We start from the raw sequence: 25,555 nt of genomic DNA, 5'->3' as shown, positions 1-25,555 counted from the left end.
GCCCGGCGCCCCCGCGGTGTGCGCGGCAATCACCCCCAAAACCCCCCGGGCCCCCCGCCCCGGGGGGGGGGCGCCCCGCGACATAGTGGGGGGGGGGGCCCCCGCGGGCGCCGCGCCCCCTTGATCGTCTGGAGCCGCCATGAGCCTGCGCCTGTTCACATCCGAGTCGGTCACCGAGGGCCATCCCGACAAGATCTGCGATCAGATCTCCGACAGCATCCTCGACGGGCTCCTCGCGGTCGACCGCGACAGCCGCGTCGCCGTGGAGACCCTGGTGACGACCGGACTCGTGCACGTGGCGGGCGAGATCCGCACCGACGGCTACGTCGAGATCCCCGCGATCGTCCGCCGCGTGATCAACCGCATCGGCTACACCTCGAGCGACATGGGCTTCGACGGCGACTCGTGCGGCGTGAGCGTCTCCGTCGGCGAGCAGTCCAGCGACATCGCCCATGGTGTCGACCGCGCACTCGAGCAGCGCGAGGGCGATTCGGTGGACCGGTTCGATCTGCTCGGCGCGGGCGACCAGGGCATCATGTTCGGCTTCGCCACCAACGAGACGCCGCAGCTCATGCCGATGGCCGCCTGGACCGCGCATCGCCTCGCCGAGCGCCTCACCGAGGTGCGGCGCAGCGGCGAGCTGCCGTTCCTGCGCCCGGACGGCAAGACGCAGGTGACCCTCGGCTACGAGGGCTTCACGCCGAAGACCGTCGATGCGATCGTGCTCTCCACCCAGCACCACCCGAAGGTGACGCAGGACGAGCTGCGCGACGAGGTCGAGCAGGCCGTCATCCGGCCGGTCCTCGACCAGATCGGGCTCGACGCCCCCGACGTCAAGCTCTACATCAACCCCGCCGGGCCGTTCGTCACGGGTGGTCCGAAGGGCGACGCGGGCCTCACCGGCCGCAAGATCATCATCGACACGTACGGCGGCGCCGCGCGTCACGGCGGCGGCGCGTTCAGCGGCAAGGACCCGTCCAAGGTCGACCGCTCCGCCGCGTACGCCATGCGGTGGGTCGCGAAGAACGCTGTGGCGGCGGGTCTCGCCGACCGGCTCGAGGTGCAGGTCGCTTACGCGATCGGCAAGGCCAACCCGGTCGGGCTCTACGTGGAGTCGTTCGGCACCGGCAAGGTCTCCGACGACGTCATCACTCACGCCATCCAGCAGGTGTTCGACCTGCGGCCCGGCGCCATCATCGAGCATCTCGACCTGCTGCGCCCCATCTACGCGCAGACCGCCGCGTACGGCCACTTCGGCCGCGAGCTGCCGGAGTTCACCTGGGAGCAGACGAACCGCGCCGACGAGCTGCGCCGCGCGGCCGGGCTCTGACGACGGGCGGGCGGCCATGACCCGCCGCATCGCGCGCGTCCAGCTGGAGTCGCCGCTGCCGCAGCTCGACCGGCTGTTCGACTACGCCATCCCCGCCGAGCTGCTCGACACGGCCGTCCCCGGCGTGCGCGTGAAGGTGCCGCTGCGCACGGCGGGTCGGATGGTCGAGGGTTACGTCGTCGAGATCGGCGACGAGGACGATGCGGACCGCCCGCTCTCCGAGCTCGATCAGGTCGTCTCGACCGCGCCCGTGCTGCCCGAACGGCTCTACCGTCTGGCGCGCGCGGTGGCCGACCGCGCCGCGGGCTCGGCCGCCGACGTCCTGCGGCTGGCGGTGCCGAAGCGGATGGTGCGCGCGGAGAAGGCGTGGCTCGCCTCCGACGGCGCGGCGCCGCCCGTGGTGCTCTCCGCCGAGCGCGCTCGCGCGGCGGCCGTGCTCGAGGAGTTCCCGACCCTGCTCGAGCAGCTGCGGGCGGGGGAGCGAGTCGCGGTCGATGCGCCGCCGCGCCTGGTGGAGGCCCGCCCAGCGTGGGCACGTCTGCTCGCGGCCGCAGCCGCGAGCATGCTGGCCGAGGGGCGCTCGGCGGTGGTGGCCGTGCCCGACCACCGGGACCTCGACCTGCTGCAGGAGCAGCTGCTGACGCTCGTGCCCGACTCCGCGCTCGTCCGCCACGATGCGGGGCAGTCGGGGCCGGAGCGGTACGCGGGCTACCTCCGCACGCTCGAGGACGCGCCCTGCGTCGTCATCGGCAACCGCTCCGCCGTATACGCCCCGGTGCGCGACGCCGGCCTCGTCGCCATCTGGGACGACGGCGACCCGCTGCTCGATGAGCCCCTCGCCCCGTACGCGCACGCCCGCGACGTCGCGCTCGTGCGGCAGAGCCTCGACGGGTGCGCCCTGCTGTTCGCTGGCCACACCCGCACCACCGACGTCGAGCGCCTCGTCTCGATCGGCTTCGTCGCCGAGGTGCAGACCCCGCGCCGCGCGGCTCCGCGCGTCGTCCTCAGCACGGCACCCGAGCACGAGCAGAGCTCGGCGCGCATCCCCTCGGCGAGCTTCCGCGCTGTGCGGGAGGCGGTCGAAAGCGGCCCCGTGCTCGTGCAGGTGGCCCGCCCCGGCTACGCCCCGTCGCTCGTGTGCGCGGACTGCCGTGCACCCACCCGCTGCGCGCACTGCGGCGGTCCGCTGCACGCCCGCGCCCGCGGCGCCACCCCCGTGTGCACCTGGTGCGGACGAGCGGCGCACGCCTGGTCTTGCCCGCAGTGCTCCTCGACCCGCCTGCGCCTGGCATCGTCGGGCAGCGAGCGCACCGCCGACGAGCTGGGGCGCGCCTTCGCCGGCGCGCGCGTGATCGTCGCCGACGGTGCGCATCCCGTGCGCGAGGTCGACGACCGCCCGGCGCTGGTGGTGGCCACACGCGGGGCCGAACCCCTCACACCGCACGGGTACCGCGCGGTGCTCCTCCTCGACGGCGACCGGATGCTGCAGGCGCCGGACCTGCGGATCGGCGAGCACTGCCTGCGGTGGTGGTCGAACGCCGCCGCCCTGGCCGCGCCGGATGCTCCCGTCCATCTCGTCGGGGTGACCGGCCCCGTCGCCCGCGCGCTCGCGAGCTGGACGCAGCCGAACTACGCGCGCCTCGAGCTCGCCGAGCGCGCACCGCTGCACATGCCGCCTGCCGCCCGGGTCGCGCGTCTCGAGGGCGACACGGCCGCCGTCGACGCGGCGCTGCGCACCCTCGCGGAGGACGTGCCCGGTCTCCCCGCCGAGGCCATCCTCGGACCCGTGCCGATCGACCGCGACGGCTACCCGGGATCGCGGGCGCTCATCCGCTTCGACTACGGCCGCGGCCCGCTCGTCACGCGGTCGCTGCGCGCCTCGGTCGTCGCGGCGGCGATGAAGGCGCGCGGGCGCGCAGCCAAGGACTCACGAAGCCGCAAGGCGACCCGCAATACACTCGCAGTGCGGGTCGACCTCGCCGACCCCGAGCTCTGAAGGACAGCAGTCATGACCTCCCCCCGCACGCTCCGGCTCATCTTCGCCGGCACCCCCGACGTCGCGGTGCCCTCGCTCCGCGCCCTGCACGAGGCGGGGCACGACATCGCAGCGGTGGTCACCCGCCCCGACGCGCCGCTCGGCCGCAAGCGCGTGCTCACGCCTTCGCCGGTCGCGCAGGCGGCAGAGGAGCTCGGCCTCCACGTGCGGAAGACCGCGCGCCTCGACGACGCCGCGACATCCGAGCTCACCGCGCTCGGCGCCGACCTCGCCGTCGTGGTCGCGTACGGCGGCCTCGTCCGTGAGCCGCTGCTGTCCGCGCCCGCGCACGGCTGGATCAATCTGCACTTCTCGCTGCTGCCGCGCTGGCGGGGCGCTGCGCCCGTGCAGCACGCGCTCATCGCCGGCGACGCCGAGATCGGCACCGCCGTGTTCCAGCTCGTGAAGGAGCTCGACGCGGGCGACGTGTACGCCCAGGAGACGGTCGCGCTTCCGTCGGAGGCGACGGCGGGCGCGGCCCTCGATATCCTCGCGCAGACCGGCGCGCGCCAGCTCGTCGACGTCGTCGCCGGGATCGCCGATGGCACGGCGGTCGCCCAGCCGCAGACGGGGGAGGTGACGGCGGCCCCGAAGCTCTCGCTCGCAGATGGCCTCATCAACTGGAGCGAGCCCGCCGTGCGCGTCTTCGCGCGGTATCGCGGCGTGACGCCCGAGCCGGGAGCCCATACGACCCTCGACGGCGCGCGCGTGAAGCTGCTCGCGCTCGCCCCCGCCCCCGAGCCCGTGGCGCTCGCGCCCGGCGCGACCGCGGCAGTCCGCGGCGGCGTGCTCGTGGGCACCGGAACCGAGCCGCTGCTGCTGACGCGCGTGCAGCCGGCCGGCAAGGGCGCCATGGCCGCGGCGGACTGGTTCCGCGGGCTCCGCGACGACGTGCGGTTCGGCGCGTGAGCCGCGACGGACGCCCCGCGGTGCGCGTGCAGCTCGCCCGTCAGGTCGCCTTCGTCGTGCTGCGGGCCGTGACGACCTCCGACGCGTACGCCAACCTGCTGCTGCCGCGCGAGATCGAGCGCGCGGGCATCAGCGGCTCGGATGCGGCGCTGGCGACCGAGCTCGCCTACGGCACGCTCCGTCGGCTGGGAACGTACGACGCGATCATCCGGTCCGCGGCCGGGCGCGAGCTCGACACCATCGACCCGCCCGTGCTCGACGCGCTGCGCCTGGGCGCGCATCAGCTCCTCGCCACGCGCGTCGCGCCGCACGCTGCCGTGAACGAGTCGGTGCAGCTCGCGCGCGAGGAGTCCGGCCCGCGCGCCGGAGGGTTCGCCAACGCCGTGCTGCGGCGCATCGGCCAGGCCGACTTCACGACCTGGATCGCCCGCGTCACGGAGGCCGCGCGCTCGGACGACGAGCGGCTGGCGATCGAGACCGCGCACCCGGTGTGGGTCATCCGCGCTCTCCGCCGCGCCCTCGCCGCGGAGGGGCGCGACGGAGAGCTGGTCGACCTCCTCGCCGCCGACAATGCGGCGCCGACCGTGACGATGGCAGCCCTTCCGGGCCTCGCCGAGCCCGACGGCGAGCGCACCCCGTACTCGCCGACCGGGTTCCGCCTCGGCGGCGGCGACCCCGAGCCGGCGGTCCGCCGGTCTCGCGGACGCCTCCGCGTGCAGGACGAGGGCTCCCAGCTCGTCGCGCTCGCGCTCACGCGCCTCGCGCCGGTGACGCCCGGGGAGCGGTGGCTCGATCTGTGCGCGGGGCCCGGCGGCAAGACCGCACTCCTCGCGGCCGAGGCGCTGGCCGGCGGCGCTGCGCTCGATGCGAACGAGATCTCGCACGCCCGCGCGGGGCTCGTGCGACGGGCGATCGCGCCCGTTCCGCTCGAGGTCGAGGTGCACGAGCGGGATGGCCGCGAGCTCGCGTCCGAGAGGGGCGGCGCGTACGACCGCATCCTCGTCGACGCCCCCTGCACGGGTCTCGGCGCGCTGCGTCGTCGGCCCGAGGCGCGCTGGCGGAAGCAGCCGTCCGACGTCGCCGAGCTCGCGACCATCCAGGCGCAGCTGCTGGAGGCCGCCCTCACCGCCCTCGAGCCCGGTGGGGTGGTGGCGTACGTCACCTGCTCGCCGCATCTGGCCGAGACCGCCGCTATCGTGCGCGAGGTCGTCGAGCGCCGTGGCGACGAGGTCGAGGAGCTCGACGCGCGGGCAGCGCTCCAGGCCGTGGCGCTCACGCCGCTCGACCTGCCCGAACCCGCGGACGGATCCGGCCACGCGCAGCTGTGGCCCCACCGCCACGGCACCGACGCGATGTTCCTCGCGCTGCTGCGCAAGCGCGCCTGACGCGCTCCAGCGCTCCGCGGCGCGAGGCGACGGAACGCGGCGACGCCGGTTGTTCCGCGTTCGGCGCGTTGCGGGTTCCGGGCCCGCGCTCCGAGACTGAGCCTTCGCTCGAAGACCGTGCGCGCACGCCGAGACCGCGTGCGGCGCGTGCTGTCTCGGAGCGATCGCGCGGGAGCGCTGCGCGATGAAGCGGTCCGGGAGCGCAGGCGCAGGGCACGAGGGCCGAGACCGTCCACGCCGCGCCGGGTGAGAGCAGTTCGGGAGCGCTCACGCAGCCCGCGAGGGAAGCCGCGGTCTCGACCTCGACCATCCGACGCGTGTGGGCGGTGCGCTCGCGCCTGCTCCCACACTGCACGTTCGCGCCGACCCCGCGTGCGGCGCGTGCTGTCTCGGAGCGATCGCGCTTCGGCTCTGCGCGACGAGGCGGTCCGCGAGCGCGAGCGCAGTCCGGGAGCTTCGGCCCGCCGTCCGAGCCGTGTCCCGCCGCTCCGCCATAATGGACGCGATGAGCCTTCCCGCCGCGCCGCGCGTCAACCCGAGCATCCTGTCCGCCGACTTCGTCAACATGCAGGCGGACCTCGAGCGCATCGCCGCAGCCGACTTCGTCCACGTCGACGTCATGGACAACCACTTCGTGCCGAACCTCACGTTCGGGCCGCAGATGGTCGAGCGCGTGCAGCAGACGAGCCCCGTGCCGCTGGATGTGCACCTCATGATCGACGACCCCGACCGGTGGGCGCCCGGGTACGCGGAGCTCGGAGCGGCGTCGGTCACGTTCCACCTCGAGGCCGCGGCCGACCCGATCGCCCTCGCGCGCCGGCTGCGTGAGATCGGCTCGCGCGCGGGTGTCGCGCTCAAGCCGAGCACGGCGGCCGAGAGCCTCTACGAGCACCTGCACGAGTTCGACCAGATCCTCGTGATGACCGTGGAGCCGGGCTTCGGCGGGCAGTCGTTCATGCCGGAGACGATGCCGAAGCTGCGCGCCCTCGCCGACGAGGCGCGTCGGCGCGAGGCGGACGTGTGGTTCCAGGTGGATGGCGGCATCTCGTCCTCGACGATCGCGCAGGCCGCCGAGGCGGGGGCGGACACCTTCGTCGCCGGCTCCGCGGTGTTCGGCGCGCCCTCCGCGGGCGACGCCATCGCGCAGCTGCGCGCCCTCGCCGCCGAGCACCGGCACGCGAACCGGTAGCCTTGACGGGTGAAGAACTTCGACGACCTGTTCGCCGAGCTGGCTGAGAAGGCCCAGACGCGTCCGGAGGGTTCCGGGACGGTCACGGAGCTCGATGCCGGCATCCACTTCATCGGCAAGAAGATCGTCGAGGAGGCGGCCGAGGTCTGGATGGCGGCGGAGTACGAGTCCGACGCGGAGGCCGCGGAGGAGATCTCTCAGCTCCTGTACCACCTCCAGGTGCTCATGCTGGCGAAGGGGCTCAGCCTCGAGGACGTGTACCGACATCTGTGAGCCTCGCCGCCGCACTGTCTGACCCCTCGATCGAAAGACCTGGAATGCTCCGCATCGCCGTTCCCAACAAGGGTTCGCTGTCCGAGACCGCCGCCGAGATGCTCGCCGAGGCCGGTTACGCCGGACGCCGCGACACGAAGTCGCTGCACCTCATCGACGCCGCCAACGACGTCGAGTTCTTCTACCTCCGCCCGCGCGACATCGCGACCTACGTCTCCGCCGGTGCGCTCGACGTCGGCATCACCGGCCGCGACCTGCTTCTCGACGTGCGGATGTCCGCGCGTGAGATCGAGACGTTGGGCTTCGCCACCTCGACGTTCCGCTTCGCCGCCCCTCCCGGGCGCTTCACCGGCGTCGCGGACCTCGAAGGCGCGCGCATCGCCACCTCGTACCCGGGCCTCGTGGACTCCTTCCTCGACCGCCACGGCGTCGCGGCCGACCTCGTGCCGCTCGATGGCGCCGTGGAGTCGGCCGTGGAGCTCGGCGTCGCGGACGCCATCGCCGACGTGGTGGAGACGGGCACGACCCTCCGCCAGGCGGGCCTCGACATCTTCGGCCCGGTGATCCTCGAGTCGGAGGCGGTCCTCATCCAGGGGCCGAACGAGCACCCCGGCATCGAGACCCTGCTGCGCCGCGTCCGCGGCGTGATGGTCGCGCGCCAGTACGTGATGCTCGACTACGACCTGCCTGCGGCGCTCGTCGACCGCGCCGTCGAGATCGCCACCGGCATCGAATCGCCCACCGTGTCGCCGCTGCGCGACCCCGAGTGGGTCGCCGTGCGCGTCATGGTCCCGCGCCGCGGCGTCAACCTCGTGATGGACGAGCTGTACGCGATCGGCGCCCGCGCCATCCTCGTCACCGCCATCCACAACGCGCGCCTCTGATGGGCGTCGTCACCCGGGTGATCCCATGCCTCGACGTGGCCGCCGGCCGCGTCGTGAAGGGCGTCAACTTCGAGAACCTCCGCGAGATGGGCGATCCCGTCGAGCTCGCGCGCCGGTACTTCGAGCAGGGCGCGGACGAGCTCACCTTCCTCGACGTGACGGCCACGGTCGACGAGCGCGCGACGACGTACGACGTGGTCCGCCGCACGGCGGAGGAGGTCTTCATCCCCCTGACGGTCGGCGGCGGCGTCCGCTCGGTCGACGACGTCGGGCGGCTGCAGAGCGTCGGCGCCGACAAGGTCGGCGTGAACTCCGCCGCCATCGCGCGCCCCGCGCTGCTGAACGAGATCGCCGACCGCTTCGGCGCGCAGGCGCTCGTCCTCTCGCTCGACGTGAAGCGGTCGCCGCGCACGCCGTCGGGCTTCGTCGTCACCACGCACGGCGGCAAGAAGGAGACCGACCTCGACGCGCTGGCCTGGGCACGCGAGGCGATCGAGCGCGGCGCAGGGGAGCTCCTCGTCAACTCGATCGACGCCGACGGCACGAAGGCCGGCTTCGACCTCGAGCTCGTCGGCCTCATGCGCGAGCTGTCGACCGTTCCCGTCATCGCCTCGGGTGGAGCGGGCGACGTCGCGCACTTCGCGCCAGCCATCCGCGCGGGCGCCGACGCCGTGCTCGCCGCCAGCGTCTTCCACTCCGGTCAGATGACGATCGGCGACGTCAAGCAGGCGCTGAGCGCGGACGGCATCGAGACGCGATGACCGACGACCTCGAGCAGCGCATCGCCCGCGTCGCCTTCAACGCGGATGGCCTCGTGCCGGCCATCGTGCAGCAGTGGGACTCCCGCGAGGTGCTGATGCTGGCCTGGATGGATGCGGAGGCTCTCCGACGCACTCTCACCTCAGGGCGCGTCACGTACTGGTCCCGCTCCCGCGGGGAGTACTGGCGCAAGGGCGACACGTCCGGGAACATCCAGATCGTCAAGGGCGCCCGGCTCGACTGCGACGGCGACGCCGTGCTGCTCGAGATCGACCAGATCGGCCCGGCCTGCCACACGAGCACACGCACGTGCTTCGACAGCGACCTCACCCGCGACGAGGTCGGCGACCGCGACCTGCACCCGGTGATCGGATGACGGCGGTCGGCCGGACGACGGCCACGAGCGCGCGCGGGCGGTCGATCGCCGTCCTCGCCGCGCTCGTCGGCGGCGCGCTGGCGCTCATCGGCTCCACGCAGACGTGGCTCACGGCGTCCGTCGCGGAGGCCACGCTTCCGGTCTCGGGCGCGGAGGCCGTGTCGGTGCTGCGCCCGCTCGCCCTCGCGGCGCTCGCGCTGTCGCTCGTCCTCGCGATCGTCGGGCTCGCCCTGCGCTACGTGCTCGCGGCCGTCGCGATCGCCGTCGGGGGCTCGATCTCCTGGCTGTCGCTGGACGTCGCCCTCGCGCCCTCGGCCTCCGCCGCCTCGTCGGTCGTGACCGAGCACACCGGCATCGCGGGAGACGCGGCGATCGCCGACCTCGTGCAGGGCATCGCGCTCACCCCGTGGCCCGCGACGACGGCCGCTGCCGGCATGGTCGTGGTCGCGGCGGGCATCTGGACGCTCGCGACCGCCCACCGGTGGAAGCGGTCGGGGCGCAAGTACGAGAAGGGCGGCTCGCGCGCGGGCCGCGACGAGGCGGCGCCCCTCGACGCCATCGACTCGTGGGATGACCTGTCCCGCGGCGACGACCCGACGCGCTGACCGCGGCGGACCGCCCGCGACCGAGCGCGGCGCGCGGCCCCGATAGACTGAACGACGTTCCCAGCAGCACGGAGGATGACACGACATGAGCCACTCGATCGACGACCCCGGTCACGGACACTCGCCCGCCGCCTGGACCACGGTCCTCATCATGCTGGTCGCGCTCGCGATCGCCGCGGTCGCGCTGTTCCTCTGGGTGCCGTGGCTGCTCATCGCGTGCACCGTGCTCTTCGTGATCGGCCCGATCGCCGGCTTCATCCTCTCCAAGGCCGGCTACGGCTCCCACGGGGACAAGTCGCGGCCCAAGGCCCACTGATGTCGCTCCTGGCCGATCTCACGGCCGGGGCCGTCGAGGATGCCGAAGCGAGGCGGGCCATCCGCCCGTACGCCGACGTCGAGAGCGCAGCCGCCGACCAGGCGCCTGCGCTCGACGTGTCTGCGGCCCTGCGCCCCGACGCCCGCGTGCGGATCATCGCCGAGGTGAAACGGGCGAGCCCCTCGCGCGGCGACCTCGCGACCATCCCCGACCCCGCGCTGCAGGCGGGCCGCTACCAGGAGGGCGGGGCGTCGGCGATCTCCGTGCTGACCGAGCAGCGCCGCTTCAAGGGCAGCCTCGACGACCTCGCCGCCGTGCGCGCGCGGGTGTCGGTGCCCGTCCTCCGCAAGGACTTCATCGCCACGCCGTACCAGGTGCTGGAGGCGCGTGCGGCGGGAGCGGACATCGTGCTCCTCATCGTCGCGGCACTCGAGCAGCCCGTGCTCGAGGAGCTCTTCGCCCTCACCGTCCAGCTCGGGATGACCCCGCTCGTGGAGGCGCACTCCGCCGAGGAGGTCGCCCGCGCGGCGGACGTCGGCGCGCACCTCATCGGCGTGAACGCCCGCGATCTGTCGACCTTCGAGTTGGATCGCGACCTCTTCGGCCGACTGGCCGAGGCCATCCCCGCCGGCGCCGTGCGCATCGCGGAGTCGGCCGTGCTTCAGCCCGCAGACGTCGCGCACTACCGGCGCGCCGGGGCCGACGCCGTTCTCATCGGGGAGGCGCTCGTCACGGGCGACCCCGTCGCCACGCTCGGCGCGTTCCTCGCGGCCGGCGATTTCCCCGCGGGGGAGGAGACCTCATGAGCCTGCGCACTCAGCCCGGACCGTTCTTCGGAGAGTTCGGCGGTCGCTACATGCCCGAGTCGCTGATCGCGGCGATCGACGAGCTCGCCGTCGCGCACGAGCAGGCGATGGCCGACCCGGCATTCCACGCCGAGCTGAACGCGCTGCTCGTCGACTACGCGGGCCGTCCCTCGTCGCTCACCGAGGTGCCCCGGTTCGCCGAGCACGCCGGCGGGGCGCGGATCTTCCTCAAGCGCGAGGACCTCAACCACACCGGCAGCCACAAGATCAACAACGTGCTCGGACAGGCGCTGCTGACCAAGCGGCTGGGCAAGACGCGCGTGATCGCCGAGACCGGCGCCGGCCAGCACGGCGTGGCCACCGCCACCGCCGCCGCGCTGTTCGGCCTCGAGTGCCGCATCTACATGGGCGAGGTCGACACCGAGCGCCAGGCGCTCAACGTCGCGCGCATGCGGCTGCTGGGCGCCGAGGTCGTGCCGGTCACCACCGGCTCGCGCACGCTCAAGGACGCCATCAACGAGGCGTACCGTGAGTGGGTCGCGAGCGTCGAGACGACCAATTACATCTTCGGCACCGCCGCCGGGCCCCACCCGTTCCCGGCCATGGTGCGCGACTTCCAGAAGGTCATCTCCGAGGAGGCGCGCGCGCAGCTCCTCGAGCGCGCGGGGCGCCTTCCCGACGCCGTGCTCGCGTGCGTCGGCGGCGGCTCGAACGCCATCGGCATGTTCGACGCGTTCATCGACGACCCCGAGGTGCGCCTGTTCGGCGTGGAGGCCGCGGGCGACGGCGTCGACACGCTGCGCCACGCCGCGTCGATCGAGCGCGGCCGCCCGGGCGTGCTCCACGGCGCGCGCACGTACGTGCTGCAGGACGAGGACGGGCAGACCGTGGAGTCGCACTCCATCTCCGCCGGCCTCGACTACCCCGGCGTCGGCCCCGAGCACTCGTGGCTTGCGTCGATCGGGCGCGCGGAGTACATCCCCGCGACCGACGGCGAGGCGATGGAGGCGCTGCGCCTGCTGAGTCGCACCGAGGGCATCATCCCCGCGATCGAGTCCGCGCACGCCCTCGCCGGCGCCCTCCGCATCGGGCGCGAGATGGGCCCCGACGCCATCCTCGCCGTCTGTCTCTCGGGCCGCGGCGACAAGGACATGGACACCGCCGCCCGCTGGTTCGGGCTCTACGACGAGGGAGCGGACGCGTGAGCCGGGTCGAGGACGTCATCGCGAACGCCGCAGCCGAGGGCCGCGGCGTGCTCATCGGGTACCTCCCCGTGGGGTACCCCGACCTGCAGACGAGCATCGACGCGGCCGTGACCCTCGCCGAGAACGGCGTCGACATCATCGAGCTCGGTCCGCCCTACAGCGACCCGGTCATGGACGGGCCCGTCATCCAGGAGGCCACCAACGCCGCGCTCGAGGCCGGCTTCCGCACCGAGCACCTCTTCACGGCGCTGCGGGAGATCACCCGACGCACCGACGCGCCCGTGCTCGTCATGACGTACTGGAACCTCGTCGTGCAGCGCGGCGTCGGCCGCTACGCCGACGAGGTGCGCGAGGCCGGGGGAGCGGGACTCATCACGCCCGACATCACCCCCGACGCGGCCGAGGACTGGATCGCCGCCTCCGAGCGCACCGGCCTCGACCGCGTGTTCCTCGCCGCCCCGACGTCGGTCGACGCGCGGCTGGGCCTCATCGTCGAGAAGACCACCGGCTTCGTCTACACGGTCTCCACGATGGGGATCACGGGCGAACGGGCCGAGCTCGACGCCGCGGCGCGGTCGCTCGTCGGCCGCCTCCGCGCGCAGGGAGCTCAGCGCGCCTGCGTGGGGATCGGCGTCTCCTCCGCCGAGCACGTCGCCAGCATCGTCGAGTACGCGGATGGCGCGATCGTCGGCACCGCGCTCGTCCGCGCGCTCCGAGACGGCGGGGTCGAGGGGCTCGCTGCGAAAGCGCGCGAGCTCGCCGCCGGCACCGTGCGTCACGGTGCGACCCTGCAGAGGAATTAGACTCTCGATCATGCTGTCCTCCGCCCTGACGAGCGTCGTCGCGAGCATCCCCAGCCCCGCGGTGTCGTACATCGACCTCGGTCCGCTGCGCATCCACTTCTACGCCCTCTGCATCATCCTGGGCATCGTCGTGGCCACGCTCATCACGAACCACCGCCTCACCCGCCGCGGCGCGGAGCCGTGGGTCGTCATCGACATCGCGCTCCTCGCCGTGCCGCTGGCCATCATCGGGGCGCGGATCTACCACGTGCTGACGCACTGGGGCTTCTACTTCGGCGCAGGCGCGAACCCCTGGAACCCCACGCAGCCCGGATCCGTGTGGGCGATCTGGGAGGGCGGCATCGCCATCTTCGGCGCCCTCATCGGCGGCGCCGTGGGCGCCTGGCTCGGCTGCAAGTGGACCGGCATCCGGTTCTGGACCTTCGCGGACGCGCTGGCCCCGGCCATCCTGCTCGCCCAGGCACTCGGCCGCTTCGGCAACTGGTTCAACCAGGAGCTGTTCGGATGGCCGACCGACGTCCCGTGGGGGCTCGAGATCGATCCCGACAACGCGGCGTTCCCCGCGGGGCTGCCCGACGACACCCTGTTCCACCCCACCTTCCTCTACGAGGTGATCTGGAACGTCCTCGGCGTGATCGTGCTCTTCGTCCTCGGGCGGAAGCTCTTCTTCCGCTGGGGCCGCCTCTTCGCGATCTACCTCGTCTGGTACGGCGCGGGGCGCGTGGTGTGGGAGTCCATCCGCATCGACCCGAGCGAGGTCATCCTGGGCCTGCGCACCAACGTGTGGGGCGCGATCGCCGCGATCGTCATCGGCCTGGCCATCCTCGTGGTGCAGTCGCGCCACAAGGGGATCGAGCCGTCGCCGTACCGGCCGGGGCGCGAGAGCCACGGCGCCGACGCGGTACAATCGCAGGGCGACTTCGTCGATGTGAGCGAACCCCCTGCATCGACGGTCGCGTCCACGCCGTCGCCACAAGCACCGTAGCGACGATCCCCTGCCTCTGCTGTCCTTTCGGAAAGGGCACGAGGATGATCGTCCGCGCGAAACGGCGCCACCGGGCCAAAGTCGTCCCCTGCCACGAAATCCATCCCGAGGACGGTAGCCACATGTACTTCCAGCCCCCTTACGGCGCATCCGGCGCGTACCCCCCGCGACAGGGCATGTACAACCCGGCGTTCGAGAAGGACGCCTGCGGACTGGCCATGGTCGCGACCCTGCGAGGAGAGGCAGGGCACGACATCGTCGACCTCGCCCTCGAGGCCCTGCGCAACCTCGAGCACCGCGGTGCGATCGGCTCGGACGCGGGCACCGGCGACGGTGCGGGCATTCTCACGCAGATGCCGGATGACTTCCTGCGCGCGGTGGTCGACTTCCCCCTTCCGAAGCGGGGCGAGTACCTCGCCGGCCTCTCGTTCCTCCCCACGGACGACGACGCCCGCGCAGCTCAGAAGGACGGCATCGCCGCCATCGCCGCGGAGGAGGGCCTCGCCGTCCTCGGATGGCGCGAGGTGCCGGTCGACCCGGAGCATCTCGGCCGCCTTGCGGGCGAGGCCCGCCCGGCCATCGAGCAGGTCTTCCTCTCCAGCGCCTCCGACGCCCCCCTCGCGGGCGTCGCGCTCGACCGCCTCGGCTACCGCCTGCGCAAGCGCGCGCAGCACGAGCTCGGCGCGTACTTCGTCTCCCTGTCCAGTCGCACGCTCGGCTACAAGGGCATGGTCACGACCCTGCAGCTCGAGCCGTTCTACCTCGACCTGCAGGACGAGCGCTTCACGACCGAGCTCGCCGTCGTGCACTCGCGCTACTCCACGAACACCTTCCCGTCATGGCCCCTCGCGCAGCCGCTGCGCATGATGGCGCACAACGGCGAGATCAACACCGTCGGCGGCAACCGAAACTGGATGCGCGCGCGCCAGTCGCAGCTCGAGAGCGAGCTGCTGGGCGACATCCGTCCGCTCCTGCCGATCTGCAGCGACACCGAGAGCGACTCCGCCTCATTCGACGAGGTGCTCGAGCTGCTGACGCTGACCGGGCGCACGCTCCCGCACGCGATGCTGATGATGGTGCCGGAGGCGTACGAGAAGAAGGCGTACGTCGACCCCGATCTGCGCGCGTTCTACGAGTTCCACGCCGGGCAAATGGAGCCGTGGGACGGCCCGGCCGCCCTCATCGCCACCGACGGCACGCTCGTCTGCGCGACCCTCGACCGCAACGGGCTGCGCCCCGGACGCTGGACCGTCACGAAGGACGGCCTCGTCGTCATCGGCTCGGAGACCGGCGTCCTCGACTTCGCCCCCGAGCGCATCGAGCGTCGCGGGCGTCTTCGGCCCGGCACGATGTTCGTGGTGGACACCGAGCAGGGCCGCATCATCTCCGACGACGAGGTGAAGGGCGACCTCGCCCGGCTGCACCCGTGGCGCGAGTGGCTCGATCAGGGCGCCGTGCGCCTGGCCGACCTGCCCGAGCGCGAGCACCTCGTGCACCCGATCGCGTCCATCACGCGCCGTCAGCGCACTTTCGGCTACACCGAGGAGGAGGTGCGGATCCTTCTGCGCCCGATGGGCCAGACCGGCGTCGAGCCCCTCGGCGCCATGGGCTCCGACACGCCCATCGCCGTCCTCAGCAAGCGCCCTCGACTGCTGTTCGACTACTTCACGCAGCAGTTCGCCCAGGTCACCAACCCGCCGCTCGACTCCATCCGCGAGGAGGTCGTCACCAGCCTCAAGCAGGGGCTCGGGCCGGAGCGGAACCTCCTGGACTGGGGGCCGGAGCACGCCCACAGCGTGACGCTCGACTTCCCCGTCATCGACAACGACGAGCTCGCGAAGATCCAGCACATCGACAGCTCGCTTCCCGGGCGCAGCTCGCGGACCATCCGTGCGCTGTACCACTTCGACGCCGGCCCCGGCACGATGCGGCGCCGCCTCGAGGAGATCTGCGCGGAGGTGGACGCGGCGATCGCCGACGGCGTGGAGTTCATCGTGCTGTCCGACCGGGACTCGAACAAGGACCTCGCGCCCATCCCGTCGCTCCTGACGGTCGGGGCCGTGCACCACCACCTCATCCGCAACGAGACCCGCATGAAGGTCGGGCTCGTCGTGGAGGCGGGTGACGTGCGCGAGGTGCACCACGTCGCGACGCTCCTCGGCTACGGCGCGAGCGCGGTCAACCCGTACCTCGCGATGGAGACGGTCGAGTACCTCGTCCGCTCCGGCGCGATCACGGGCGTCACCCCGCAGAAGGCCGTGAAGAACCTCATCTACGCGCTCGGCAAGGGCGTGCTGAAGATCATGTCGAAGATGGGCATCTCGACCGTGTCGTCGTACACGGGCGCCCAGGTCTTCGAGGCCGTCGGCCTCAGTCAGGAGACCGTCGACGCGTACTTCACCGGCACGGAGACCAAGCTCGGCGGCATCGACACCGAGGCCATCCAGGCCGAGAACCAGGTGCGGCACGACTTCGCCTACCCGGAGGACGAGGCCGTGCACGCGCACGAGCGGCTGTGGACCGGCGGCGAGTACCAGTGGCGCCGAGGCGACTCACCGCACCTGTTCACCCCGGAGACGATCTTCAAGCTGCAGCACTCCACGCGCACCGGCAGCTACGAGGTCTTCCGCCAGTACACGCGCCTCGTCGACGAGCAGGCGGCGGAGCTGAAGACGCTGCGCGGGCTCTTCTCGTTCAAGGAGGGCGTGCGCCAGCCGGTCCCGATCGACGAGGTCGAGCCGGTCTCCGCGATCGTCAAGCGGTTCTCGACCGGGGCGATGAGCTACGGCTCGATCTCCCGCGAAGCGCACGAGACGCTCGCGATCGCCATGAACCGGCTGGGCGCGAAGTCGAACACCGGCGAGGGCGGCGAGGATGTCGATCGTCTCCTCGACCCGGAGCGCCGCAGCGCGATCAAGCAGGTGGCGTCCGGCCGGTTCGGCGTGACGAGCATATACCTCACGCACGCCGACGACATTCAGATCAAGCTCGCCCAGGGCGCGAAGCCCGGCGAGGGCGGTCAGCTGCCGCCGGGCAAGGTGTACCCGTGGGTCGCGCGCACACGGCACGCGACGGCGGGGGTCGGCCTCATCTCGCCGCCGCCGCACCACGACATCTACTCGATCGAGGACCTGAAGCAGCTGATCTTCGATGTGAAGCGCGCGAACCCGTCCGCGCGCATCCACACGAAGCTCGTCAGCCAGTCGGGCATCGGCGCGGTCGCCGCCGGCGTCGCGAAGGCGCTGAGCGACGTGATCCTCATCTCCGGCCACGATGGCGGAACGGGGGCGAGCCCGTTGAACTCGCTCAAGCACGCCGGCACCCCGTGGGAGCTGGGTCTCGCGGAGGCGCAGCAGACGCTCATGCTCAACGGCATGCGCGGCCGCGTGGTGGTGCAGGTCGACGGGCAGATGAAGACCGGGCGCGACGTCGTCATCGGCGCGCTGCTCGGTGCCGAGGAGTTCGGCTTCGCGACCGCGCCGCTGGTCGTCACCGGCTGCATCATGATGCGCGTCTGCCACCTCGACACCTGCCCCGTGGGCGTCGCGACGCAGAACCCGGTGCTGCGCAGCCGTTTCACCGGTCAGGCCGACCACGTCGTCAACTTCATGGAGTTCGTCGCGCAGGAGGTGCGCGAGTACCTCGCCGCGCTCGGCTTCCGCTCCATCGAGGAGGCGGTCGGCCACGCCGAGCTGCTCGACGCGAACCGCGCGATCGCGCACTGGAAGGCCGAGGGCCTGAACCTGACGCCGATCCTCGAGGGCCCGCCCTTCGGCGAGGACGAGCCGCGCCGCAACGTGAGCACCCAGGATCACGAGCTGGACGAGCACTTCGACGTGCAGCTCATCGAGCGCGCCCGCGACGTGATCGCCGACGGCGGTCGGGTCGTCATCGACCTGCCGGTGAAGAACACCGCGCGCGCGGTCGGCACGATGCTCGGTCATCACGTCACGCGCGCCCACGGGGAGCACGGCCTGCCCTCCGGCTCGATCACGGTGAACCTGCGCGGCTCCGCCGGTCAGTCGTTCGGCGCGTTCCTCCCGAGCGGCATCAAGCTGCGCCTCGAGGGCGACTCGAACGACTACGTCGGCAAGGGCCTCTCCGGCGGCGAGATCGTCGTCCGGCCCGCGACCGGCTCGACCTTCGACGCCGCTGAGAACGTCATCGCGGGGAACGTCATCGGCTACGGCGCCACGCAGGGAACGATGTTCCTGCGCGGCATGGTGGGCGAGCGCTTCTTCGTGAGGAACTCCGGTGCGACGGCGGTCGTCGAGGGGGTGGGCGACCACGCGCTCGAGTACATGACCGGCGGCCTCGCCGTGATCCTCGGACGCACCGGGCGCAACCTCGGCGCGGGGATGTCCGGAGGCACGGCGTACATCCACAGGCTCGACGAGAACCTCGTCAACCGCGAGGCGATCGCCTCCGGTGAGCTCACGCTCGGCCCGCTGGGATCCGGTGACGTCGAGATCCTCCGCGACCTGCTGGAACGGCACGTCGCGGAGACCGAATCGGAGCTGGCCCGACGCCTGCTCGCCGATTTCGAGGACGAGGTGGAGAACTTCGTCCGCGTGCTGCCGCGCGATTACGCGGCGGTGCTGGAGACCCGCCAGGTGGCGGTCGCCGAGGGGCTGGACCCCGATGGCGACGTCGTGTGGAACCGGATCATGGAGGTGACTGGTGGCTGACCCCAAGGGCTTTCTGAAGACCACGGAGCGCGAGCTGCCGGCTCGCCGACCCGTGCCCGTGCGCATCCTCGACTGGAAGGAGGTGTACGAGCCGGGCGACTCGGCCGTGCTCCGCCGCCAGGCCGGACGCTGCATGGACTGCGGTGTGCCGTTCTGCCACCAGGGGTGCCCGCTGGGCAACCTCATCCCGGAGTGGAACGACCTGATGTGGCGCGGTGAGGGCCGCACCGCGATCGAGCGCCTGCACGCGACGAACAACTTCCCCGAGTTCACCGGACGCCTGTGCCCCGCGCCCTGTGAGAGCTCGTGCGTGCTCGGCATCAACCAGCCGCCGGTGACGATCAAGCAGATCGAGGTCTCGACCATCGATCAGGCCTTCGCGAACGGATGGGTCGAGCCCGAGCCGCCCGCGCGCCTCACCGGCAAGACGGTCGCGGTCGTGGGCTCCGGCCCCGCCGGCCTCGCCGCAGCCCAGCAGCTGACGCGCGCGGGCCACACGGTCGCCGTGTACGAGCGCGACGATCGCATCGGCGGTCTCCTGCGCTACGGCATCCCCGACTTCAAGATGGAGAAGCGCCACCTCGAGGCGCGACTGCGTCAGATGCAGGACGAGGGGACCCGCTTCCGCGCGGGCGTCACGATTGGCGTGGACATCTCGTGGGACGAGCTGCGTGCCCGGTACGACGCGGTCGTGGTCGCCACCGGTGCGACGGCTCCGCGCGAGCTGCCCATCCCCGGACGTGAGCTGGCCGGCATCCACTTCGCGATGGAGTACCTGGTCGAGTCGAACAAGGCCGTCGCGGGCGACACGGTGCCGAACCAGATCACCGCCGACGGCAAGCACGTCGTCGTGATCGGCGGCGGCGACACCGGCGCCGACTGCATCGGCACGGCTCATCGCCAGGGTGCGCTCAGCGTGACCAACCTCGCGATCGGCAAGCGGCCATCCGATGAGCGGCCTGGCCACCAGCCGTGGCCGATGATGCCGCAGGTGTTCGAAGTGACCTCCGCGCATGAGGAGGGCGGCGAGCGGCACTTCCTCGCCTCGACCGTCGAGTTCGTCGGCAACGACGCGGGGGAGGTGCGCGCGCTCGTCGTGGCCGACACCGAGTTCGTCGACGGCCGCCGCGTGCCGAAGCCGGGCACCGAGCGTGAGATCCCCGCGGACCTCGTCCTCATCGCGATGGGCTTCACCGGCCCGGAGCGCGCGCACCTCGAGGAGCAGCTGCGGACGCAGTTCACCACGCGCGGCGTCGTCGAGCGCGACGGCTCGTTCCAGTCCTCGACCCCCGGCGTCTTCGTCGCAGGAGACGCGGGCCGCGGGCAGTCCCTCATCGTCTGGGCGATCGCCGAGGGGCGCTCCGTCGCGGCCGAGGTCGACACCTACCTGATGGGGCAGACACAGCTGCCCGCCCCCGTGGCCCCGACCGACATCGCGATCGGCGTGTGAGGCGGATGGCGGCGGCCGGGGCGACATCGCTCCCGGCCGCCGACCATGTCCGTACATGACCGCGGATGGCCCGGGCGCGTAGGGTGGGGATGCATCCGGAATCGTCCGCGACGGCCTCGTGCGGAGAGCCGTCGACCCGACGGACGCGGATGCGTCCACAACAGAAGAAGCAAGCAGTGCGGAAGGCAAGCTTTTGAGACGAGCCAAGATCGTCGCCACGCTGGGCCCGGCCACCTCGACGAAGGAGACCGTGCGGTCTCTCATCGAGGCCGGACTCGACGTGGCGCGCCTCAACCTCAGCCACGGTGACTACACCGTGCACGACAACAACTTCGCGAACGTGCGCGCCGCGGCCGAGGAGGCGGGCAAGCCCGTCGCGATCCTCGTCGACCTCCAGGGTCCGAAGATCCGCCTGGGCAAGTTCGCCGACGGCCCCCACGAGCTCGCCGAGGGCGACATCTTCAAGATCACCGTCGAGGACATCCTCGGCACGAAGGAGATCGTCGGCACCACGTTCAAGGGTCTGCCGCAGGACGTCAAGCCCGGCGACATGCTGCTCATCGACGACGGCAAGGTGCGCGTCAAGGTCGTCGAGACCGACGGCACGGTCGTGACGACCGAGGTCATCGTCGCCGGCGCGGTGTCGAACAACAAGGGCATCAACCTGCCCGGCGTCGCGGTGAACGTGCCGGCCCTCAGCGAGAAGGACGAGGCGGACCTCCGCTACGGCCTGCGGAACGGCGCCGACATCATCGCGCTGTCGTTCGTGCGCAGTGCGAAGGACGTCCAGCGGGTACACGTGATCATGGCGGAGGAGGGGCGTCGCGTCCCTGTCATCGCCAAGATCGAGAAGCCGCAGGCGGTGGAGAATCTCGAGGAGATCATCGACGCCTTCGACGGCATCATGGTCGCCCGCGGCGATCTCGGCGTCGAGCTGCCGCTCGAAGCCGTGCCGATCGTGCAGAAGCAGGCCGTCGAGCTCGCCCGCCGGATGGCCAAGCCCGTCATCGTCGCCACCCAGATGCTCGAGTCGATGATCTCGAGCCCCGTGCCGACACGCGCGGAGACCAGCGACGTCGCCAACGCCGTGCTCGACGGCGCCGACGCGGTCATGCTCTCGGGCGAGACGAGCGTGGGAGACTACCCCGCCATCACCGTGCAGACCATGGCGCGGATCGTCGAGTCGACCGAGGACCACGGACTCGAGCGCATCGCCCCGCTGACGAACAAGCCCCGCACGCAGGGCGGCGCCATCACGCTCGCGGCGATCGAGGTGGCCGACTTCGTCGACGCGAAGTTCCTCTGCGTCTTCACGCAGTCGGGCGACTCCGCTCGCCGGATGGCGCGGCTCCGCTCGCCGCGACGCATGATCGCCTTCACGCAGGACGAGGCCATCCGTCGCCGGATGGCCCTCACCTGGGGCATCCGCTCGGCGCTCGTCGAGCAGGTCGAGCACACCGACCGAATGTTCCTGCAGGTCGACGACTACCTGCTCTCGAACGACCTCGCGAAGGTCGGCGACAAGGTCATCGTCATCTCCGGCTCCCCTCCCGGGATCTCCGGCTCCACGAACGACCTGCGCGTGCACCGCGTCGGCGACGCCGTCCACGGCGCCGCTCCGGTCTACAAGCAGGGCTGAGGCGCGACGCGCCAGGGAACGGGGTCCGGTTCAGCGCCGGGCCCCGTTCGCTGTATCGTCGAGCACGCATGCCGGTGTGGCGGAATGGCAGACGCGGGGCACTCAAAATGCTCTGTCCGCAAGGGCGTGTGGGTTCGAGTCCCACCACCGGCACTTTCTCGCGAGGGCCGCGATCCTCTGGGAACACCGGGATCGCGGCCCTCCTTGGCTACGGATCCGGGTTGACGTGAAAGGTAGAAGCCCTCGTCGACCGGCAGGTCCGGTGACGTAGATCTCGACGACGTCTGAATCGGTTTGCCCGCCGGTGACCTCGCCGGCGGCCTCGATGACTGCTCCGGCGACCCGTGCACTCGGAGGTGCGGCGGCGTCCGTGGTGAGCCACCGGTTCTGCGAAGCAGATCTGCAGGCCCCGATGGAACCAGTGGGAAGCGTGCTGCAACCGCCGCGCATATGTCTCATGCGCATGCGATCATTTCAATTGCTTGACAATCGAGTGGGCATCCTGGTTGCATGGATCCGACGGTGCGACCTGGTGAGCCGCGAATCAGCTCATCTGGAGCGGAACTGATTCTCCCGGTAGCCGCACTGCTCTCGAATCGCTCGTGCAGGGGCACGGCGAGGATCCGACGAGGTCGGACTGCTTCACACCCCTGCGGGGCCGGCCTGAGCAAGCCGACTCCCAAGGGGCTGGTAATCAGACTCAAGGGAGAGACCATGTCGAAGGCAATGACCGCGTCCGCACCGCCATCGAGGTTCGCAGAGGCCTCCGCGGAGGAAGGCGTCCTTCTCGTCCAGGGGGCGGACCGCCCCGGACTCGTCGCGAAGATCTCGACGCTCCTGGCCGCCCATGACGCCAACATCGTCTCGCTGGACCAGTACTCCGATGACCCCGACGGCGGAAACTTCTTCCAGCGGACGGTGTTCTCGCTTCCCGATTTCATCGCCGTTCGGCCGACCCTGGAGTCCGCGCTCGCCGGCGAGCTGGGAAGCGAAAGCGACCTGATCTGGCGGCTGGAAGATCGCACAGCACCCAAGCGCGTGGCCATCCTCGCATCCACATCCGACCACTGTGTGCTGGATCTGCTGTGGCGTCAGCGTCAAGGAAACATCCCGATGACGATCCCGATGGTGATCTCCAACCACACCAACGTCGCCGAGGACGTGCGGCAATTCGGCGTTCCGTTCTTCCATGTGCCCTCCACAGGCGCCGACAAGTCTGAGGCGGAAAAAAGGATCCTGGAGCTGGTGAAAGGCAATGTCGACGTCGTGGTGCTCGCGCGCTACATGCAGATCCTGTCCGCTGATTTCCTGCAGCAGGTGAGTGTGCCGGTGATCAATATCCATCACTCGTTCCTTCCCGCATTCATCGGTGCCGCCCCGTACCGCAAGGCCAAGGAACGTGGCGTGAAGCTGATCGGGGCCACCGCGCACTATGTCACGGAAGATCTCGACGAAGGCCCGATCATCGATCAGGACGTCGTACGCGTCACCCACGCGGAGACCGCGGCTGACCTGCAACGACGCGGTGCAGACGTGGAGCGCATGGTGCTCTCGCGCGCCGTGACGTGGCACTGCGAAGACCGCGTCATGCGCAACGGCCGCGAGACGGTGGTGTTCTCCTGATGACCGAGTCCGCCTCGACGAGCAAAATGCATGCGCAGGGTCCGACCGGTCTGCTCGACGGCTTCTCCCTCGAGATGACGGGCCGGGACATTCCCGAACTGGAACGTGCCGCACCCCTGATTCCCGCCGGCACGCAGATAAACGTCACCTTCTTGGCCACGGAGAACCTCGACCTGCGGGTTGCGGCCGCCCGGGCTGTTCTCAGCGCAGGCGCTGTTCCCGTCCCGCACATCGCTGCGCGTCGGATCAGCAGTGCTGAGGAACTCGACTGCACGCTGGCCGCGCTTCAGGAGGCCGGTGCCGCGCAGCGCGTCTTCGTCGTCGGCGGCGACCCGTCCAGGCCCATGGGTGCGTACTCCTCTTCTCGTGACGTCATCGAGAGTGACCTTCTCGCAAAGCACCACGTTCAGCAGGTCAGCATCGCCGGCTATCCGGAGGGGCATCCCGATATCGACCGAGACACGCTCTGGCGCGAGCTGGAGGCGAAGAGTGCTCTGTTGAAGAAGCAGGGTCTGCGCGGCGAGATCATCACGCAGTTCGGCTTCGACGAGAAGCCGATCATCGAGTGGGTTCACGAGGTCCGTGAACGTGGCATCTCGACCCCCATCCGCATCGGCGTTCCAGGCCCAGCGGGCGTGAAGCGGCTGGTCGGCTTCGCGCGCCGCTTCGGCATCTCCGCGAACGCGTCGATCGTGAAGAAGTACGGCTTCTCGCTCGGCAATCTCATGGGCACCGCGGGGCCAGATCGCTTGATCTCCGCACTCGAGCGAGACATTGACTCCCGCCAGCTCGGAGAGGTGCGGCTGCACTTCTACACATTTGGCGGCGTCGAGACCACCGCGAAATGGATCAGCAGCTTCCGAGGCTGAACGACGCGAACGCCTCAGTGCATGACGAACATCACCAACTCGACGATGAGAGGAAATACCACCATGAACGTCCCCACCCTCCAAGAGGCGATCGATCAGGCGGGCTCACCGATGCAGCTTCTCTGGCAGCCCGACGCCCAGCCCTGGACTGTACCGGTCGTGCAGCCCGAGTTCGTCGGTTGGGCGAAGGAACAGGAAGCCTGGCGGTCGGGTGTCGCCTTCTTCGACCTGTCGTTCCACATGTCCGACACGTTCCTGGCTGGCCCTGACGCCACGCGACTGCTGAGCGAGGTCAGCGCGAACAACTACGAGAAGTTCACCATCGGCCAGGCGAAGCAGTTCGTGCCCGTTGCCGCTGACGGAAACATCATCACCGACGGCATTCTGCTGCGCACCGCCGACCAGGAGTACACCCTCACCGGCCCGCCGGCATCTCAGAACTGGGTGAAGTACCACGCCCAGGCAGGGGGCTACGACGTCGAGTACCGTACCAACGCCGACTCATCCGTTCGGAGGGACGGCGACCCCGAGCTTCTCCGCTTCCAGATCCAGGGCCCGCAGGCCATGGAAGTCATCGAGCGCCTTCTCGGCCGCCCGGTGCCGGAGGTCAAGTTCTTCCACTCAACGCACCTGACCATCGCGGGACGCTGCATCCGAGCGCTGCGTCACGGCATGGCCGGCCAGCCGGGCTTCGAGTTCATCGGAGACTACGCGGACTACGGCGCTGTCAAGGATGCGATCCTCACCGCAGGGGCGCCCTCTGGTCTCGTGCAAGTCGGAGGGGAGGCCTACTTCACCAACGGTGTCGAAAGCGGCTGGATTCCCACGCCGACACCCGCCATCTACACCGACCCCGCCCTGGAGGACTATCGGCGATCGCTCAGCTCGTTCTCCTATGAGGGGAAGAAGCCCCTCAACGGCAGCTACTACTCCGACGACATCGAGGACTACTACATCTCCCCGTGGGAGCTCGGATACGGTCGTTCTCTCAACTTCTCGCACGAGTTCATCGGACGCGACGCCCTCCTCGCCGCCAAGGACCAGGTGCGGCGCACCAAGGTCACGCTCGAGGTGAACCGCGACGACGTCTCCCGCGTGCTCGGGGCGGACCTGGGCTACCTGAACACCTACTCGCGGTTCCGCATCGAGAGGAACGGCGCGCTTGCGGGCATGACGTTCTGGACCTCCAACATCGCCCCCGTCGGCACCGTCCTGGCCCTCTCGCTCGTCGACCACGCCGCGGCCGAGCCGGGCACCGAAGTCGAGCTGGTGTGGGGCCAGCACCCCGGGCACGGCACAGATGGCGACGCCGACCTCGCCCTCCCACGCCTTCGCGCCACAGTGCGACCGTCACCGTACGATGACTTCGCTCGCACCGGGTACCGCTCCAACACCTGACACGCGGACAACCGCCCACGCTCGCCCG

General features: G+C 70.9%; 21 protein-coding genes and 1 tRNA gene. All 22 read left to right on the top strand.

All coding sequences use genetic code 11. The features are described from left to right. Positions 1-139: 139 nt before the first annotated feature. The 22 genes from metK to QWJ90_RS14340 all read left to right on the top strand — a co-directional run bounded on the left by metK (position 140) and on the right by QWJ90_RS14340 (position 25,527). Positions 140-1,330: a methionine adenosyltransferase gene (gene metK, locus QWJ90_RS14445; protein WP_290108571.1), complete on the top strand. Its 1,191-nt coding sequence runs from the start codon at positions 140-142 to the stop codon at positions 1,328-1,330. A 16-nt stretch (positions 1,331-1,346) separates the two neighbouring features. After that, entirely contained in the window at positions 1,347-3,326 is a 1,980-nt protein-coding gene (locus QWJ90_RS14440) for a primosomal protein N' (RefSeq protein ID WP_290108570.1), read from the top strand. 12 nt (positions 3,327-3,338) lie between these two features. After that, positions 3,339-4,274, top strand: coding sequence for a methionyl-tRNA formyltransferase (gene fmt / locus QWJ90_RS14435; protein ID WP_290108569.1), 936 nt, complete (start codon positions 3,339-3,341; stop codon positions 4,272-4,274). Further along, on the top strand, positions 4,271-5,659 hold the full coding sequence (locus QWJ90_RS14430; RefSeq protein ID WP_290108568.1) for an RsmB/NOP family class I SAM-dependent RNA methyltransferase: 1,389 nt from the start codon (positions 4,271-4,273) through the stop codon (positions 5,657-5,659). The genes fmt and QWJ90_RS14430 overlap by 4 nt, the downstream gene beginning before the upstream one ends. Before the next feature lie 505 nt (positions 5,660-6,164). Beyond that, positions 6,165-6,848, top strand: coding sequence for a ribulose-phosphate 3-epimerase (rpe, locus tag QWJ90_RS14425; protein ID WP_290108567.1), 684 nt, complete (start codon positions 6,165-6,167; stop codon positions 6,846-6,848). Between the two features lie 9 nt (positions 6,849-6,857). Continuing rightward, positions 6,858-7,121 carry a phosphoribosyl-ATP diphosphatase gene (locus tag QWJ90_RS14420; RefSeq protein ID WP_290108566.1) on the top strand — a complete coding sequence of 88 codons (264 nt, stop codon included), beginning with the start codon at positions 6,858-6,860 and terminating at the stop codon, positions 7,119-7,121. A 44-nt stretch (positions 7,122-7,165) separates the two neighbouring features. Further along, positions 7,166-8,005, top strand: a complete 840-nt coding sequence (gene hisG, locus QWJ90_RS14415) for an ATP phosphoribosyltransferase (protein WP_156241319.1) — start codon at positions 7,166-7,168, stop codon at positions 8,003-8,005. Beyond that, on the top strand, positions 8,005-8,766 hold the full coding sequence (gene hisF, locus QWJ90_RS14410; protein WP_290108565.1) for an imidazole glycerol phosphate synthase subunit HisF: 762 nt from the start codon (positions 8,005-8,007) through the stop codon (positions 8,764-8,766). Before hisG ends, hisF begins: the two co-directional genes overlap by 1 nt. Beyond that, positions 8,763-9,140, top strand: coding sequence for a phosphoribosyl-AMP cyclohydrolase (gene hisI / locus QWJ90_RS14405; protein WP_290108564.1), 378 nt, complete (start codon positions 8,763-8,765; stop codon positions 9,138-9,140). Before hisF ends, hisI begins: the two co-directional genes overlap by 4 nt. Beyond that, positions 9,137-9,745: a Trp biosynthesis-associated membrane protein gene (locus QWJ90_RS14400; protein ID WP_290108563.1), complete on the top strand. Its 609-nt coding sequence runs from the start codon at positions 9,137-9,139 to the stop codon at positions 9,743-9,745. Before hisI ends, QWJ90_RS14400 begins: the two co-directional genes overlap by 4 nt. A gap of 85 nt (positions 9,746-9,830) precedes the next feature. After that, positions 9,831-10,061 carry a DUF6704 family protein gene (locus QWJ90_RS14395; RefSeq protein ID WP_290108562.1) on the top strand — a complete coding sequence of 77 codons (231 nt, stop codon included), beginning with the start codon at positions 9,831-9,833 and terminating at the stop codon, positions 10,059-10,061. Continuing rightward, positions 10,061-10,867, top strand: coding sequence for an indole-3-glycerol phosphate synthase TrpC (gene trpC / locus QWJ90_RS14390; protein WP_290108561.1), 807 nt, complete (start codon positions 10,061-10,063; stop codon positions 10,865-10,867). Before QWJ90_RS14395 ends, trpC begins: the two co-directional genes overlap by 1 nt. Then, the gene (gene trpB, locus QWJ90_RS14385) at positions 10,864-12,072 is read left to right on the top strand and encodes a tryptophan synthase subunit beta (protein ID WP_290108560.1); all 1,209 of its coding nucleotides are present in this window, start codon (positions 10,864-10,866) and stop codon (positions 12,070-12,072) included. The genes trpC and trpB overlap by 4 nt, the downstream gene beginning before the upstream one ends. Next, a complete protein-coding gene (gene trpA / locus QWJ90_RS14380; protein WP_290108559.1) occupies positions 12,069-12,875 on the top strand; it encodes a tryptophan synthase subunit alpha in 807 nt (268 codons plus the stop codon). Before trpB ends, trpA begins: the two co-directional genes overlap by 4 nt. 10 nt (positions 12,876-12,885) lie before the next feature. After that, positions 12,886-13,860 carry a prolipoprotein diacylglyceryl transferase gene (lgt, locus tag QWJ90_RS14375; RefSeq protein WP_290108558.1) on the top strand — a complete coding sequence of 325 codons (975 nt, stop codon included), beginning with the start codon at positions 12,886-12,888 and terminating at the stop codon, positions 13,858-13,860. A gap of 122 nt (positions 13,861-13,982) precedes the next feature. Further along, a complete protein-coding gene (gene gltB, locus QWJ90_RS14370) occupies positions 13,983-18,548 on the top strand; it encodes a glutamate synthase large subunit (protein ID WP_290108557.1) in 4,566 nt (1,521 codons plus the stop codon). Continuing rightward, positions 18,541-19,998 carry a glutamate synthase subunit beta gene (locus tag QWJ90_RS14365; RefSeq protein ID WP_290108556.1) on the top strand — a complete coding sequence of 486 codons (1,458 nt, stop codon included), beginning with the start codon at positions 18,541-18,543 and terminating at the stop codon, positions 19,996-19,998. The genes gltB and QWJ90_RS14365 overlap by 8 nt, the downstream gene beginning before the upstream one ends. Before the next feature lie 193 nt (positions 19,999-20,191). Beyond that, complete coding sequence (pyk, locus tag QWJ90_RS14360; RefSeq protein ID WP_290108555.1) at positions 20,192-21,637, top strand: pyruvate kinase; 1,446 nt, start codon at positions 20,192-20,194, stop codon at positions 21,635-21,637. Positions 21,638-21,707: 70 nt separating this feature from the next. Further along, a tRNA-Leu gene (locus QWJ90_RS14355) sits at positions 21,708-21,790 on the top strand. A 561-nt stretch (positions 21,791-22,351) separates the two neighbouring features. Continuing rightward, positions 22,352-23,260, top strand: coding sequence for a formyltetrahydrofolate deformylase (gene purU / locus QWJ90_RS14350; protein WP_436836709.1), 909 nt, complete (start codon positions 22,352-22,354; stop codon positions 23,258-23,260). Next, a complete protein-coding gene (locus tag QWJ90_RS14345) occupies positions 23,260-24,129 on the top strand; it encodes a methylenetetrahydrofolate reductase (RefSeq protein WP_290108554.1) in 870 nt (289 codons plus the stop codon). The genes purU and QWJ90_RS14345 overlap by 1 nt, the downstream gene beginning before the upstream one ends. Positions 24,130-24,150: 21 nt before the next feature. Beyond that, positions 24,151-25,527: an aminomethyl transferase family protein gene (locus QWJ90_RS14340; protein ID WP_290108553.1), complete on the top strand. Its 1,377-nt coding sequence runs from the start codon at positions 24,151-24,153 to the stop codon at positions 25,525-25,527. Positions 25,528-25,555: the final 28 nt, after the last annotated feature.

Origin of the sequence: Microbacterium oryzae, from assembly GCF_030406385.1 — a bacterium.
Taxonomy (GTDB): Bacteria; Actinomycetota; Actinomycetes; order Actinomycetales; family Microbacteriaceae; genus Microbacterium; species Microbacterium oryzae_A.
The sequence above is the reverse complement of the archived record's forward strand: the minus strand, read 5'-3'. Positions and strand labels throughout refer to the sequence as shown.